The 14,728-nt window shown below is 53.6% G+C and carries 13 protein-coding genes and 3 tRNA genes; all 16 read left to right on the top strand.

Features of this window, described 5'->3' with window-relative positions; translation table 11 throughout:
- The first annotated feature begins 83 nt into the window (after window positions 1-83).
- The 16 genes from uvrY to B880_RS0122895 all read left to right on the top strand — a co-directional run bounded on the left by uvrY (window position 84) and on the right by B880_RS0122895 (window position 14,726).
- Entirely contained in the window at window positions 84-752 is a 669-nt protein-coding gene (gene uvrY, locus B880_RS0122820; protein ID WP_017349779.1) for a UvrY/SirA/GacA family response regulator transcription factor, read from the top strand.
- Window positions 736-2,568, top strand: coding sequence for an excinuclease ABC subunit UvrC (uvrC, locus tag B880_RS0122825; protein ID WP_017349780.1), 1,833 nt, complete (start codon window positions 736-738; stop codon window positions 2,566-2,568). The genes uvrY and uvrC overlap by 17 nt, the downstream gene beginning before the upstream one ends.
- A 69-nt stretch (window positions 2,569-2,637) precedes the next feature.
- A complete protein-coding gene (gene pgsA / locus B880_RS0122830; RefSeq protein WP_017349781.1) occupies window positions 2,638-3,186 on the top strand; it encodes a CDP-diacylglycerol--glycerol-3-phosphate 3-phosphatidyltransferase in 549 nt (182 codons plus the stop codon).
- 176 nt (window positions 3,187-3,362) lie between these two features.
- Window positions 3,363-3,438, top strand: a tRNA-Gly gene (locus B880_RS0122835).
- A 43-nt stretch (window positions 3,439-3,481) separates the two neighbouring features.
- Window positions 3,482-3,555: transfer RNA gene (locus B880_RS0122840), tRNA-Cys, on the top strand.
- A 12-nt stretch (window positions 3,556-3,567) separates the two neighbouring features.
- Window positions 3,568-3,653: transfer RNA gene (locus B880_RS0122845), tRNA-Leu, on the top strand.
- A gap of 897 nt (window positions 3,654-4,550) precedes the next feature.
- Window positions 4,551-5,927, top strand: coding sequence for an autotransporter strand-loop-strand O-heptosyltransferase (locus B880_RS25450; RefSeq protein ID WP_017349782.1), 1,377 nt, complete (start codon window positions 4,551-4,553; stop codon window positions 5,925-5,927).
- A gap of 74 nt (window positions 5,928-6,001) precedes the next feature.
- Window positions 6,002-6,457, top strand: coding sequence for a phage tail protein (locus B880_RS0122855; RefSeq protein ID WP_017349783.1), 456 nt, complete (start codon window positions 6,002-6,004; stop codon window positions 6,455-6,457).
- A gap of 27 nt (window positions 6,458-6,484) precedes the next feature.
- On the top strand, window positions 6,485-7,753 hold the full coding sequence (locus tag B880_RS0122860) for a phage tail sheath family protein (RefSeq protein ID WP_017349784.1): 1,269 nt from the start codon (window positions 6,485-6,487) through the stop codon (window positions 7,751-7,753).
- Between the two features lie 27 nt (window positions 7,754-7,780).
- Window positions 7,781-9,208, top strand: coding sequence for a phage tail sheath C-terminal domain-containing protein (locus B880_RS0122865; RefSeq protein WP_017349785.1), 1,428 nt, complete (start codon window positions 7,781-7,783; stop codon window positions 9,206-9,208).
- Window positions 9,209-9,356: 148 nt separating this feature from the next.
- Window positions 9,357-10,748, top strand: coding sequence for a phage tail sheath C-terminal domain-containing protein (locus B880_RS25725; RefSeq protein WP_017349786.1), 1,392 nt, complete (start codon window positions 9,357-9,359; stop codon window positions 10,746-10,748).
- A gap of 72 nt (window positions 10,749-10,820) precedes the next feature.
- On the top strand, window positions 10,821-12,095 hold the full coding sequence (locus tag B880_RS0122875) for a phage tail sheath C-terminal domain-containing protein (RefSeq protein ID WP_017349787.1): 1,275 nt from the start codon (window positions 10,821-10,823) through the stop codon (window positions 12,093-12,095).
- Between the two features lie 64 nt (window positions 12,096-12,159).
- Window positions 12,160-13,356, top strand: coding sequence for a phage tail sheath family protein (locus tag B880_RS0122880; protein ID WP_017349788.1), 1,197 nt, complete (start codon window positions 12,160-12,162; stop codon window positions 13,354-13,356).
- Window position 13,357: 1 nt separating this feature from the next.
- A complete protein-coding gene (locus B880_RS0122885) occupies window positions 13,358-13,822 on the top strand; it encodes a phage tail protein (RefSeq protein WP_017349789.1) in 465 nt (154 codons plus the stop codon).
- Window positions 13,819-13,998 carry a DUF5908 family protein gene (locus B880_RS0122890; protein ID WP_017349790.1) on the top strand — a complete coding sequence of 60 codons (180 nt, stop codon included), beginning with the start codon at window positions 13,819-13,821 and terminating at the stop codon, window positions 13,996-13,998. Before B880_RS0122885 ends, B880_RS0122890 begins: the two co-directional genes overlap by 4 nt.
- A complete protein-coding gene (locus tag B880_RS0122895) occupies window positions 13,995-14,726 on the top strand; it encodes a CIS tube protein (RefSeq protein ID WP_017349791.1) in 732 nt (243 codons plus the stop codon). Before B880_RS0122890 ends, B880_RS0122895 begins: the two co-directional genes overlap by 4 nt.
- Window positions 14,727-14,728 lie beyond the last annotated feature (2 nt).

Here is a 14,728-nt window from a genome sequence, read left to right on the forward strand (position 1 = left end):
ATGTGCATTCTGGCTTAAAAACGCTATAATCCTGCCACGAAATGCTGGCCCCATGCCCCCTCTGACTTCTGGAGTGCCTCCTGTTGATCACTGTGCTTCTTGTTGATGACCATGAACTGGTACGCGCCGGTATCCGCCGCATACTGGAAGATATCAAAGGTCTTACTATTGTCGGAGAAGCTTGCTGTGGTGAGGATGCCGTAAAATGGTGCCGTACTCACCAAGCCGATGTGATTCTGATGGACATGAATATGCCGGGTATCGGTGGGTTAGAGGCGACGCGCAAAATTATGCGTCTCAACTCAGACAGCAAAATTATCATGTTGACCATTCACACCGAAAACCCATTACCGGCCAAGGTGATGCAGGCGGGTGCGGCAGGCTATCTCAGCAAAGGTGCTGCGCCACAGGAAGTGGTGAATGCGATTCGCACCGTCCACGTTGGGCAACGCTACATTGCGTCAGATATCGCCCAGCAGATGGCCCTGAGCCAGATTGAGCCGCAAAAGGCAGAATCCCCGTTCAGCTGTTTGTCGGAAAGGGAATTGCAGATTATGCTGATGATCACCAAAGGGCAAAAGGTGACAGAAATTTCTGAACAGCTAAACCTCAGTCCCAAAACCGTTAACAGCTATCGCTACCGCATGTTCAGTAAGCTGAATATCAGTGGTGATGTAGAGTTAACGCATCTGGCCATTCGTCATGGCTTGTTCAATGCGGAGCCGTTAATCAGTAGTGAGCGACCAGTTTAATCCCCAGGCGTTTCTCAGTACCGTCACCAGCCAGCCCGGTGTCTACCGGATGTATGATGCTTCGGGCACGGTGATTTATGTCGGAAAAGCCAAAGATCTCAAAAAACGCCTCAGCAGCTATTTCCGCGCACAGCAGGCCAGCCGCAAAACTGAAGCGCTGGTCAGCAACATTCAGCAAATCGATGTCACGGTCACCCACACCGAAACCGAAGCCCTGCTGCTGGAGCACAACTATATTAAGCTCTATCAGCCGCGTTATAACGTGCTGCTGCGGGACGACAAATCCTATCCTTATATCTTTCTCAGCGCCGATGAGCACCCGAGGTTGGCGATGCACCGTGGGGCGAAACATGCCAAAGGCGAATACTTTGGCCCGTTCCCGAATGGCTATGCGGTGCGAGAAACGCTTTCGCTATTGCAGAAAGTGTTCCCCATCCGCCAGTGTGAAAATAGCGTCTATCGCAACCGCTCGCGCCCGTGTCTGCAATATCAGATTGGCCGCTGCCTTGGCCCCTGCGTCAGCGGGCTGGTGAGCGAGGAGGAGTATCGTCAGCAGACGGACTACGTGCGGCTCTTCCTGGCCGGGAAAGATGACCAGGTGTTAAACCAACTGGTGAAACGGATGGAGCAGGCCAGCCAGGAGTTGCGCTTCGAAGAGGCGGGACGCTTGCGCGATCAAATCCTCGCCGTGCGCCGCATTACCGAAAAACAGTTCGTCTCCAATCAGGGGGATGATCTGGATGTGATGGGGGTGTCCTTCGATGCGGGTATGGCGTGCTTACACGTGCTGTTTATTCGTCAGGGTAAAGTCCTTGGCAGCCGCAGCTATTTCCCAAAAGTCCCGGCGGATACCACTCTGGCTGAAGTGGTCCAAACCTTTGTCGGCCAGTTTTATCTGCAAGGCAGTGAAGCTCGTAGCTTGCCGACGGAAATTTTGCTCGACTTTAGCTTACCCGAGCGCGAACTGCTGGCGGATTCCCTGAGCGAAGTGGCCGGCAGGCGGGTGAATATTCAGAGCAAACCGCGCGGCGATCGCGCTCGTTATCTCAAACTGGCGCGTACCAATGCGGCGACTGCCCTCACTACACGGCTGTCTCAGCGTTCGACCATCCAACAACGTCTGGTTGCGCTGGCGCATTTCCTCAAGCTGGAAAAAGTGCAGCGTATGGAGTGCTTTGATATCAGCCACACCATGGGCGAGCAGACCATTGCTTCCTGCGTGGTGTTTGATGCCAACGGGCCACTGCGCGCTGACTATCGGCGCTATAACATCAGTGGCATCACGCCGGGGGATGATTACGCGGCGATGAATCAAGTGCTACGCCGTCGTTATGGCAAAGCGCTGGAAGCCGATAAAATTCCCGATGTCATCTTAATTGACGGCGGTAAAGGGCAGTTGGCGCAAGCGAAGCAGGTGTTTGCCGAGCTGGACGTGCCGTGGGATAAAAGCCAACCGATACTGCTGGGGGTCGCTAAAGGCAGCGATCGTAAGGCCGGGCTGGAAACCCTGTTCTTTGAAGCGGAAGGGCAGGGGATAGCACTGCCGCCGGATGATCCGGCGCTGCATGTGATTCAGCACATCCGTGATGATGCACATAACCACGCCATCACTGGCCACCGTAAGAAACGTGCCAAAGAGAAAAACACCAGTGCGCTGGAGAGTATTGAGGGTGTCGGACCGAAACGGCGTCAACAACTGCTTAAGTACATGGGGGGATTACAGCCTCTGATGAACGCCAGTATTGAACAAATTGCTAACGTTCCTGGGATCTCTACCGCACTGGCGGAAAAAATCTTCTATTCGCTCAAACACTAGCATTGAAACAGGGGGGGCAATGTAGGAACATACGTTAAATTCTACTCATAACCAGGCAGTTACTGGCATATGCAATTTAACATCCCTACATACCTTACCCTGTTCCGCGTGGTACTGATTCCTTTCTTTGTACTGGCCTTTTACCTGCCTTTTCACTGGGCTTCAATGGCGACGGCCCTGATCTTCGTGATTGCCGCCATTACCGACTGGTTTGATGGTTTTCTGGCGCGTCGCTGGAAGCAGACCACCCGTTTCGGGGCGTTTCTTGATCCCGTCGCGGATAAAGTGATGGTGGCGATTGCCTTAGTGCTGGTGGCCGAATATTTTCATGCCTGGTGGATCACTCTGCCTGCCGCCACGATGATCGCGCGCGAAATCATCATCTCTGCCCTGCGTGAGTGGATGGCGGAAATCGGTAAACGGAGCAGCGTAGCGGTTTCGTGGATCGGTAAAGTGAAAACCATGGCGCAGATGTTGGCGTTGGTTGCTCTGTTATGGCGTCCTGATGCCACCGTGGTCGGCTTTGGGGTGTTGCTGTTGTACGTTGCTGCAGTACTGACTTTCTGGTCAATGTATCAATATTTAAGCGCTTCACGCCGTGATTTGTTTGAACAGTGATCGAAGCGATTTAAAAAGCAGCAAACAGACACAGTGCGTGAATCTTTCTGTTGACTCACTGTGTCGAATCAGTAGAATGCAACGCATCGAACGGCAGCACAGCTTCCGAAAGATAAACAAAATCAGTAAGTTCGATGCTTAGCTCGGCTAAGAAATTTGAATAGTAATACTGAATTGCGGGAATAGCTCAGTTGGTAGAGCACGACCTTGCCAAGGTCGGGGTCGCGAGTTCGAGTCTCGTTTCCCGCTCCAGATTAAGTCATTCAGGTAACCACCTGATGGCAAAAAGAATAAAGGCGCGTTGGCAGAGTGGCCATGCATCGGATTGCAAATCCGCTTACCTCGGTTCGACTCCGGGACGCGCCTCCACTTTACACCCATGCCCGGGTGGTGAAATCGGTAGACACAAGGGATTTAAAATCCCTCGGCTTATGGCTGTGCGGGTTCAAGTCCCGCCCCGGGCACCAATGTAAAAGCTGAATAAAATCAAAGCAATATGTAGTAATGTCGTGACCGCCCAAGGGCGGTTTTTTTGTTTTTCCTTCCTTGTTCCTCATCACCTTTCCAGATCATTTGCCTGCATCTGAGCACCGACGACTTAAACCGCATTAACATTACGGTTAGGCGTGCAGTTTGTTTAACCTTCAAAATACGCCTCAAACATGCTTTTCCCCATCACCCTCAGTACTATTACGTTGAACGGCGGCAGGCGTAGCTGCAGCCGCTGATTCTGACATTAAAATGAGACTAATCTTATTTATCATTCCTGCCAGTTCATTCATGTGATTTTAATCATATTGAAATAAGCCTTGAGTATTCCCTCATATGATTGTGAGTTGCTAAGGCTTACCGTGATCCTGAGATATGGATTAAATGGCATTAATTGAATGAGTTTTATCCTAATAAAGGATTTATAGGTGTTGATTACTAAGGATTTTTTTAAAAAATATGGATAAAACGGCTATTTAGACAGTAACTATAGGTCATTCTAACCCATTGCTTTGCCATGATTTTATTATAATTGACGCCTGTGTCACATTTTTCAACTACCAATAAATTATTTTTTTTTATTAAAAATCATGCAGTTAAATTTGTTTGTCCTATTTATTGTCTTACCTGCTTGCTGAATTAAGAAACCTGGTTAATATTATCACTGTCCGCAACTTCTCGCGGGCTCATGATCTACTCAATTGTTTATATCTGGCGCTCGCCAGGAATGTACTTTATTGCAAGAAAAAAATTACCAAAAATCAGCTTGAATGTCTGAGGACGGTAGTCTGCCTAAAATACTTTTAATAAACCTGCAAATAAAAACTCAACAAGCAGAAAAAATAACCTGCCCTATTTAAAAATAAAGGTGAAATATGAGTTTTTTTACGCCTGTTAACGCTGCATTTCCATCGCCTGAAAGTCGTCCGCAACCCGATCACGTCGAAGATTCAGCACCAGAGGCGTCGTACGCCGCGGCTTCTGATACTGATCTTGAAAAGTCTCCATACGCCCCCGTTCCAGAACTGCCGACCCAGCAGGGCGCAGAGGGGACCGGCATTTTGTTTGACTTTAATCATGGTTGCCGTATTCACCTACCCGAAGGTAACTGGCGCGTACGCGTAGTGGATATCCAGAATTATCATGTGTTTGGTGATACTGCGGTGCCAGGAGGTATGGTCGAGAGCAAACACAAATACTACGTGCCATTTGCTTTTCAGGTGCAGAAAGACGATGAAATTGTCTTTTTGCACGTCATGGATTTGTTTCAGCAACAGGTGCTGATACAAATCCCCGAAGATACCCTGGGGGATACCCTTGCCTGGCTGCCCTCAGTGATGCGTTTTCAGATACGCCATCAGTGTCGTCTCACGGTCCGTGTCGCGGCACGCTTCCACGACGTTTTCGCCAGCAACTATCCGCAAATTCGCTTTATTGACCTGTCTGAACCGGATGAAACCGCCTATTACGCCACCTACTATTTGAATGCAGGTATAGGGGGTACGCAGGGGGAATACTGCCCGGTTGAAGGTCAACAAACGCCGCTACACCACATTGCCAGCGCTATTCTTGGCCTTGTCCCAGATGAAAACCCCGCACAGTTCAGGCTGGCCGACATCAGTCGGCCGATTGCGGAGCCTTACGTCTGTATCGGCGTTCAGTCTACCTCGCAGTGTAAATACTGGAACAATCCCACTGGCTGGATACAACTGGTGCGGGAGCTTAAAGATCGTGGTTATCGGGTGATCTGCATCGACCAGGCGACCACGGTAGGGCGCGATCTCACCTGGACTCACATTCCCCATGGCGCTGAAGACGAAACCGGCAACCGCCCCCTAAGCGAGCGCCTGCGCTGGTTGATGCATGCGGAATTTTTTGTCGGCCTCAGTAGCGGGCTCTCCTGGCTGGCCTGGACCGCAGGCACACCGGTGGTGATGATCAGCGGATTTAGCAATCCAGCGACCGAGTTTGCCACACCCTATCGGGTCACTAACCCCCACGTTTGCAATAGCTGCTGGAATGACACGCGCTATCAATTTGATCGAAAAGATTTTTTCTGGTGTCCACGTCACAAGGGCACCAGTGCACAGTTTTCCTGTTCGAAGTTTATCAGCGTTGAGCAGGTGCTCGGCGTAATGGCGCCACTACCAGGGATCCACCCCGATTCTGTGATCGCACAAGATTCCAGATTCGCTTCTAACAATAACCTGTCGCAATTAGTCCCCCTGAGGTCAGCCACCGGGACCTCGTGAAATCAATGTTGTTCATCCATCCCAACTGCCAACAGGCAGCGGATACGTTCAAACCTGCAAAGTGAGAAATAACCATGGCAGATACCACTGATATCATTGATGCAAGTTATCCGGTTCCCGGTTTTCGCTTCACTGTCACCATCGACGGCGATGTGATCCGCTGTAGTTCAGTGAGCGGCCTCGACCAACAGTATGAAAGCTATGAATACCGCGATGGTATGGGCGGATTGTTCCGCAATATCACGCGTATTCAGTTACCTTCTATCACCCTTTCTCAGGCGATCTTCCCTGGCGAGTGCAAGCTGTATGAGTGGCTGTATAACTACGCCAACCACGCAGATGGCAAAAAAGATATCGCAATCAGTCTGACGGATGAATCCGGCAAAAAGCTCTACGTCACCTGGAACGTCTTCAACTGCTTCCCAACCGGGATTACCGGGCCAAGCCTCGAAGCTTCCAGCAATGAAGTGGCAGCGAAGCAGATCACTCTGAATGCCGACCGTCTCACCGTGGAATGCCACGCCCTGTAATGTACTGCTTAACCTTCTGGAGGTTATATGGCTGTATTTACTTTACCAAAAGCGCCGGGCGTGTATGTGGATGAGGTGGATTTACCCTCATTTAGCATCAGCAGCTCGGCGACGGCAGTACCGGTGATTCTGGACGGCGAAGCGAAATCTGTACGTTGGTGGGAAGCATTAGGCGAAAAACCTGCTTTGCTCAATTCGTTTGCGGATGTACTCAGTTATTTCTCCGCCAGCGGAACCAAGTCGGAGGGGGCGGCCTACTACTCGCCGCGTGCCGTTGTTAGCCTGTTTTCACGCCGTTCTCGCGGCGGGCCAGCACATCATCCTCGCCTTACCGATGCCATCGGCACGAGTGCCAAAGCCGCAGATACCCCTGCATGGGATCGACATACGTTGCCAGCCCTTAAAGCGTATTTTGATAATGGTGGCGGTTATTGTTATCTGCTGCCTCGAGATAAGCTCGAATGGCTGGAAAAATTGCCCGATGTCACCCTGGTGGTACAGGCGGGTCAGGACACAGCAACGGCTGAGATTCTTAAGTTCACCGCAGAGGGAAGTGGACGTTTTGCTCTGCTGGACGGGCCGGAGGAGTCAAAAGGGGATGTCAAAGATGAGCTTGAAAGCGCGCTAAGCGGTATTCAGGCTACGGAGCATGCGGCGGTTTATTACCCATGGCTGAAAGCCAACTGGAGTATTCCAGGGGTGACAAAAATTGCGAATGTCGCGCCAAGTGCTGTCGCAGCGGGCATCATCTGTCGGACCGACAATAGCGTAGGCCCATGGAAAGCCCCGGCAAATGCGGCGGTCGCTTCAGGGTTGAGCCCGCTGGTTAAAGTTGGGGCAGCCACGCAAGCCCTGTTTACCAGCGCAAACCACACCACCAAATCCGTCAATATTCTGCGCGAATTCAAAGGGCGCGGCCTGCTGCTATGGGGCGCTCGCACGCTGACCATTGGCGGCAATGCGTGGGGATATGTCCCGGTGCGCCGTACCTTTGATATGGCAGAGCGCGATATTGGCCGGGCACTGGAATCGGTGCTGTTTGAACCCAACGGCCAGGCAACATGGGAAGCGGTGCGTGCCGCCGTAGAGAACTACCTCTACAACCTGTGGAAAAAAGGCGCGTTACAGGGGAATTCGCCGGAAGAGGCCTTCTTTATTCAGGTGGGGCTGGGGGTGACCATGACTCAGGCCGATATTGATAACGGCATCCTCAAAGCGCGTATCGGTATTGCGGTGGTGCGTCCGGCGGAATTTATCGTGCTGGAGTTTAGCCAACAAGTTGCCAGTGGCGCGTGATCACGCGCCTTTTCATGAGGATCGATCATGAATAGAAATCCCGGAGTGAAAATTATTGAAAGCAACACCCCTTCGGTGGGTGCTGCGGGCATGAGCGGCCTGGTGCCGCTTTTGGTGGGGGCCTTTTGGAAAAAGGACGGAACGCAGGCAAAGGCGGCAGATGGGGCAGTCTATGTGGCTAACTATGCTGAGTTTGCGGAAAAATTCGTGGCGGCTCCGCTGATTGTTAAACTGGCGGAGGCATGGGGTGAAGCAGCTTCCTCTCCTCCTCCCCAAGGCAGTGATGGAGAAAACGGTGAAGAGGCAGGCGCCGTAGAAGTTAAAAAAAGTAAAAAAGCGACCAAAGAGGCGGATAGCGTGGCGGTGAATGCGGCCACTGAGGTGCCTTTTACCAGCGGCAGCCCAACTAAAGTTATCGCCACTCATTTGTATGATAATTCCGCTGCCGCAGTGGCCAGTTATTTTTCAAACGGAGGCGGCGCTTGCTACCTACTCGCTTTAAGCGCTTCTGATGGAAAAACGGAATTAGAAAAAGCCACGGCAGAGTTGGATGAAGTCTCGTTGTATGTGCCTTTGAATGCCAGTGCGCAAGATCTTGTTAAAGACAGTATTGCAGCGATTCAACAGCACAATCCGCAATCCCTGTTTATTGCCCATGCAGCGTTTACCAGCGATACGCCACCGGCCGGCCCGGTCATGCCTGACAATGAATTTTCTGCCAGTTACACACCAGAACTGAAGCTGGAGAGCAATTTAAACGTGGTGAATGAAAGCGGTATTTTCCTCGGTAATAAGCTGCTTTCCGATTGGCGAGATTCGCCTATGACTGTGGCAACCTACCACATTGTAAAAGCCAATCTGGCACTCGCTCCGCTGGATTTCTCAGCGGTGAGTTCGCTAACCCTCTCGCCGGTTGCTGCGGTGGCTGGCGCGTATTGCACCACCGAGCGCAACCGTGGAGTGTGGAAAGCAGCGGCGAACGTTTCGCTCGTGGGGGTCACGCCAGTGCACAATATCAGTGCCCGGGAACACGGTGACTTGAACGGCGTCGGGGTCAATGCCATTTTGTGGTCGTCGCAGAAGGGCACTTCCATCATGGGAGCGCGCACCTCCGCAAATCCCGACATTACCAACTGGCGCTACGTCCCGGTACGCCTGTTATTTAACACCGTGGAACGGGATGTCAGCGCCATGCTGGCACCGATCATCTTCCAGCCGAACTCAGCCCCCACCTGGCAAGCGGTGGTGGCCGGTATCAGCAACTATCTGCACGGTATCTGGAAACGCGGCGGGCTGTTTGGCAACTCGCCAGAAGAGGCCTATCGGGTGCAGATTGCGCTGCAAGACGGGGATATCGACAACGGCATCCTGCGCGTACGCGTCAGTCTTGCTGCGCTGCGCCCGGTGGAGTTTATCGACCTGGAGTTTACGCAGGAACTGTTAGCCGTCGCGTAATCACGCTGTTTTGGGCGGTGTTCACCGGCTGCTCATGCTTCACCGCCCCTTTTTCCCTTTTCTTGCCGTATCACACTTATATTTTGCCCGTGGCTAATCGCGCCGTCCTGTTACGGTGGGTGATACGCCATCATGATGAGGAGCTGTTATGAGTAACATTCCTGGTGTGCGTATTACTGAAGTGGATTCATCAAGCCAGGGGGCTGCCGCCGCGAGTGGTCATGTGCCGTTGTTGTTGGGATGTTTTCTGGGCTATAGCGGCGATCCTGACCAGAATGTTAATGCACCGCTATGGATCGACAGTTATCAGGCCTTTCAGGCGAAATTTGTGCCGTTTGCCCGCACCATCGTTTTAGCGAGTGGTTGGGGAGAACCGATTGTTGAAAAGGGGAGTGATAGCAAACAAGGAGAGGAGTCGCCGTTGGATGCATCCCCCTCCGCAGTGGAAAACGAGGTGGCATTCGCTGCAGTGCCGGTACCTGAGAATAATCAAATTGTGGTGCTTAAATCATCAGACATCGCTACGGGGGCCGCTGGGGTCAAATGTTATTTTGATAATGGTGGCAGCCCTTGCTATGTCATGCACTGCGGCAGAGAGCCACAAGGGGAAACAATCGCGGCTTCCTTACAGGAATATAATGATATTACCCTGTACGTGGCGCTTGATGACCCGGCCAACGTGGCCATGCAAACCGCTTTTCCGCTATTACAAACAATTAACCCGCAAGCCATGCTGATTACTCATCAGCCGTATCCCGGTACCACGCAACCGCTGCCGGATAACAGCCAAGTGGCAACCTACACACCGGCACTGAAGTTTGCTGCGCCGGGCGGTGAGCTGGAAGAAGAGAGCACCCTGCTCGCCGGCACCGGTAAAACCCTTGCACAACTTAAAGTCAGCGATGATGAAAAGCAAAGAGAGCAATATGCCAATGTCACCGCCAGGCGTAACACGGACCAGTTCGATAGCAGCATTCTACGATTCATTACCCTGGCCCCCTCCGGTGGCGTTGCCGGGGCCTTCTGCAAAACGGAACGTGAACGCGGCATCTGGAAAGCACCGGCCAATATTCAACTGACGGGTCCCGCGCCGACCCATAACTTCACGCCGCCGCAGCAGGCGGAACTCACTCAAGCCGGTTTTAACCCGCTGCTGTGGTCGCCGCGCACCGGCACGGTGATCGCCGGGGCCCGCACCGCAGACACCAGGGATCTCAACTGGCGCTTCATCTCGGTACGCCTGCTGTTGAACGCAGTGCAGCGCGATCTCCAGGCGGTAATCCAACCGCTGGTGTTCGAACTTAACGGGCCACGTAGCTGGCAAGCGGCCACGGCGGGCATCCGCAATTACCTCTACCTGCTGTGGAAACGGGGGGGATTACAAGGCGTGACCCCGGAGCAGGCCTTCCAGGTGCAGGTAGCGCTGGGTGAGGATGACGAGGCTCAGGGGATGATGCGCATTCGTGTCGCCCTGGCGCCGCTCAGACCCGCAGAGTTTATTGAGCTGGAATTTACCCAGCAGCTACAGGTGCTTGCCTGAATCGACCACCCACCACCTGAACCCGTTCGCCGTCAGCCGCCCTGCGGCCCGACTGATTCCCAGGAGAAGAGGATGAGCAATTATCCCGGCGTATTTATTAAAGAGAGCAACGGGCTGGCGCTGGCCAGCCCTGGCATGAGCAAGTTGGTGCCATTGCTGGTAGGGCGTTTTCGCCAGCAGGACAACACGCCACTAAGCCTGAGCTATGGCCCGGTGTGGATTGAAAACTGGCAGCACTACTGCCAGCTGTTGCAGGGAACGCAAGTGTGGGTGGAAGTGGATAGCACCGCACTGCCAGACAGCTTAGCGCCAGAACTCAGCGCCGTTCACAGCGCAGCTTTTGCCCTGCGCAGCTACTTCGAAAACGGCGGCGGCCCTTGTTACATCCTGTCGCTGGCGCAGGATGATGAGATTGTGCGCCTCAGCGAAATCCTTGCTCAACGGGATGATATCTCGCTGATGGCGCTGATTGATGTGGGCAGCGATGATGAGGCTATTCTGGCGCAACTCGGTAACTTAACTTCACGGTTACCACAGTCGTTTTTGCTGCTGCGCTATGTGCTCGGCAGTGGCAATCCACGGCGTTACGGCGAGCAAGCACAGAGTGCCTGTTACACGCCGGATCTGGTGCCGCGCCAACCGCTCAGCATTAAGGCGTCTGATATCTGGCTCAGCGACCTTGCATGCCGCCTCAGCTCACTGGCGCAGGGGACGGTGGAACAGCGGGAAACCTATCGCAAGGTCAGGCAGTGGCTCAGTCTCGTCACCGTGGATTATCAGCACCTGAATACCTTCACGCTCTCACCCTGTGCATCCGTTGCAGGGCTTTACTGTCGCACTGAACGTGAACTCGGCGTGTGGCAGGCCAGCGCCAATCTCGCGCTGGAGGGCGTTGACCCGCAGCGTGCCATTGGGAACGCTCAGCATGGCGACCTTAACGAACGGGGCGTTAACGCCATTCTCTGGCAGCAAGAGAGTGGCACGACGGTGATGGGGGCTCGCACGCTGGCCACCGGTAGCGACAGCAGTTGGCGCTACATCCCGGTGCGGCTGCTGTTTAACACCGTCGAGCGCGATATTCGTAACCTGCTGCTGCCGGTGGTGTATCAACCCAACTCAGCGGGCACCTGGCAGGCGGCACGGGCGGCGATTAATCACTATCTGCACCGTCTGTGGCAGCAGGGAGGGCTGTATGGGGAAACGCCACAGCAGGCGTTCCAGGTTGAACTGGCGCTGACGGCCAGTGAGTTAAGCCTTGGCGTTTTGCGCATCCGCATTGGGCTGGCGGCGCTACGTCCGGTGGAGTTTCTCTGGCTCGACTTCTCACAGGATCTGATGGCCGCTTAGGGGCTGCCCACACGTTGGCACGTCTCCTGTTACCTTTCATAAACAGACGTAAAGAGGTTAAGCCATGTCCTTGAACAGTGATTTCAGTCAGCCCGGCGTCTCTTTTCACCAACAGCTCATTAACATCAGCCAGCGGGAAAAACTCACCGCACTGCCGGTGTTTATTGGTTATGCCGACCATCCTGATGCACCGGTACTTGAACGAGCACAGGTCACGTCACTGCAAAACTATTATGACCAGTTTGGCCGTGATGCTGTGCGTAATGGTGGCTATCTCGCCGATGCCATGCGCCTCTACTTCAGCCATGGTGGTGGCCAGTGCTATGTGATTTCCCTCGGCAAGCTGATCGAAGATGCGCCCTCTGTTGCGGGCTACGAAGAAGCCTTTGCCCTGCTGGCCGACGAGCCCGCCATTACGCTGGTGGTGCTGCCAGAACTCCCCCTGTTAGATGAGAACCAGTGGGAAAGCGTGGTCAATCAACTGGCTATCTGCTGCGCCACGAGCCTGAACCTGACGGGGTTAATTGACTATCCGAGTGCGCCTGCTGATGCAGAGAAATACAACGCAAAATGGGGCAATGAACACTGGGCACACCTTGCAGGCTATTGGCCGTGGGTGATGGTCAGCGAAGATCCGGCCTTTCCCACGCGTGCGCTGCGTGCCGTACCTCCGGGTGCCGCCGTGGCGGCCAAAATGCAACAGTCTGATAAGCAACGGGGTATCTGGTACGCCCCCGCTAACCTGCGGCTGGAGCGGGTGCTTAAACCCCAGTATGACCACCTCACACCGGTCACGTTGTTCCATCCGGATCCCCGCACCGGTCGCTCGGTGAATCAGATCCGCAGTTTCCCCGGTCGCGGCGTTAAAATTTGGGGTTGCCGCACCTTGAGTAAGCAACCTGACTTGCGCTTTGTCTATCTGCAAAATCAGCGATTGATCAAGTGGATTAAACAGACGCTGAAAGACGCTATGCGCCCTTATGTATTCGAACCCAATAATGAAATTACCTGGTATCGGCTGCATGCTGTGGTGCGCCAACAGCTTAAAAGGCTGTGGGAGCAAGGGGGGCTGGCCGGGGGCGTAGAAGATGATGCCTATAAAATCAGCGTCGGTCTGGATGAAACCATGTCAGCCAGTGAAATCGCCAGCGGTTTGCTGCGCGTCCGGGTGGCGGTGGCGACCCAACGACCGGCTGAGTTTATCCATATTAATCTCGACTTCTATCTGACTGCCGAGCATGTCGCGGCCACGGGAGGATAACGTGAGCATCTATCAGCCTGAACTGAATCACCGTTTTCTCGCCTCTTTTGTCTTGTTGGGCTTAGTGCCAGACCCGTTGAGTTTTAAGTTTGCCAGTATCACCGGGCTAGGCTACCAGCTTCAAACCCGATCGATACACGAAGGTGGGCATAACGCCAGCAACCGGGTACTCCCGCAGCGTTCGACCACCTCAAACCTGGTGTTTGAACGGGGTGTGATGATCCCCACGCCGATGAGCGTGGGGGTGCAGTTGATCCTGAGCGAGTTCCTGACCTCAATCACCTATTTCGACATTACCATCATGCTGTTAGGAGAGTCTGGCATGCCGCAGTCAATCTGGATGGCGAGTGATGCACTCCCGGTGCGCATGCAATACGGAGCGCTGGATGCCAATTCGGGCCAGCCGCTGATTAACAGCTTTGAGTTTTCCTGTCGCAGCATTGAATGGCTGGGAGTCAAACTATGACCATTGAAATTCGTGAACTGATCATTGAGGCACGCGTCACTGATGATATCACCGAGCGGCCACCGGCAGCCTCTCTCACTCCGGTTATCGAAGCGGACCTGGTCAATCGTATCTCGCGCCAGGTGATGAGCCAGGTGATGGCAAAAATACGTGATGAAGCCTGGAGGTTCAGATGAGTGTTGTCAGCCAACTGAAGAGCATGATTCCCGCCAAAGCGACGTTACATGCGCGCAGTGATGAGGCGTACTCCATCGGGGTTACCGCACCGGAACTGCTGCCGTTTCCATTAGGTATTCCTCTGCATTTCAACCCCGACAATTTGCAGACCACCCATACGGCCAGCTACCAGAGTGTCAGCAGCTTATCCGGCGGTAAAGACCAGGAGATACGCACTCAGACCAGCGGCGTGACGATGCATCTGTCGTTAACCCTTGATTCCACGCTGCCTGAAAAACGTGTTTATTCCGTGCAGCAAATTATTGAGGCGTTAACGGTCCTGGTGCATGGCGAAGATATGCTGACCTCGAATCCGGTACGGGTGAAATTTGTTTATGGTCCAACGACCTATGAAGGGTTAATGACCAGCCTGAGCATCAACCGCACCTTGTTTAACCGACAGGGCGAACCGATTCAGGCCAGCGTCAGCTTCTCGATTAAAGGCGTGCATTACAAAACGGATACCACAGTTGGTGCTGGCTTGAAGGTTCCCAATCTGACCGTTCCTGACCTGACAGTGCTGCCTGCGGTTATTGCCCTGATCGCGGGACTGACAGCGGCTGCGGCTGCTTCGGCGGCTGGCGAGCAGGAGGGGGATAGCGTGGATTACGTGGGCACCGCAGTGGATAACGATTTAGACAGCCTGAATCAGCCTCAGGTGGGTGAGAACCTTACGGTCAGCCAGTAATC

It is taken from the genome of Pantoea sp. A4 (genome assembly GCF_000295955.2).
Classification (GTDB): Bacteria; Pseudomonadota; Gammaproteobacteria; order Enterobacterales; family Enterobacteriaceae; genus Pantoea; species Pantoea multigeneris.

Bases quoted from the DNA above. Each gene is read 5' to 3' on its own strand.
- pgsA (WP_017349781.1), top strand. From the start codon at position 2,638: ATGCAATTTAACATCCCTACATACCTTACCCTGTTCCGCGTGGTACTG.
- B880_RS25450 (WP_017349782.1), top strand. From the start codon at position 4,551: ATGAGTTTTTTTACGCCTGTTAACGCTGCATTTCCATCGCCTGAAAGT.
- B880_RS0122855 (WP_017349783.1), top strand. From the start codon at position 6,002: ATGGCAGATACCACTGATATCATTGATGCAAGTTATCCGGTTCCCGGT.
- B880_RS0122860 (WP_017349784.1), top strand. From the start codon at position 6,485: ATGGCTGTATTTACTTTACCAAAAGCGCCGGGCGTGTATGTGGATGAG.
- B880_RS0122865 (WP_017349785.1), top strand. From the start codon at position 7,781: ATGAATAGAAATCCCGGAGTGAAAATTATTGAAAGCAACACCCCTTCG.
- B880_RS25725 (WP_017349786.1), top strand. From the start codon at position 9,357: ATGAGTAACATTCCTGGTGTGCGTATTACTGAAGTGGATTCATCAAGC.
- B880_RS0122875 (WP_017349787.1), top strand. From the start codon at position 10,821: ATGAGCAATTATCCCGGCGTATTTATTAAAGAGAGCAACGGGCTGGCG.
- B880_RS0122880 (WP_017349788.1), top strand. From the start codon at position 12,160: ATGTCCTTGAACAGTGATTTCAGTCAGCCCGGCGTCTCTTTTCACCAA.
- B880_RS0122890 (WP_017349790.1), top strand. From the start codon at position 13,819: ATGACCATTGAAATTCGTGAACTGATCATTGAGGCACGCGTCACTGAT.
- B880_RS0122895 (WP_017349791.1), top strand. From the start codon at position 13,995: ATGAGTGTTGTCAGCCAACTGAAGAGCATGATTCCCGCCAAAGCGACG.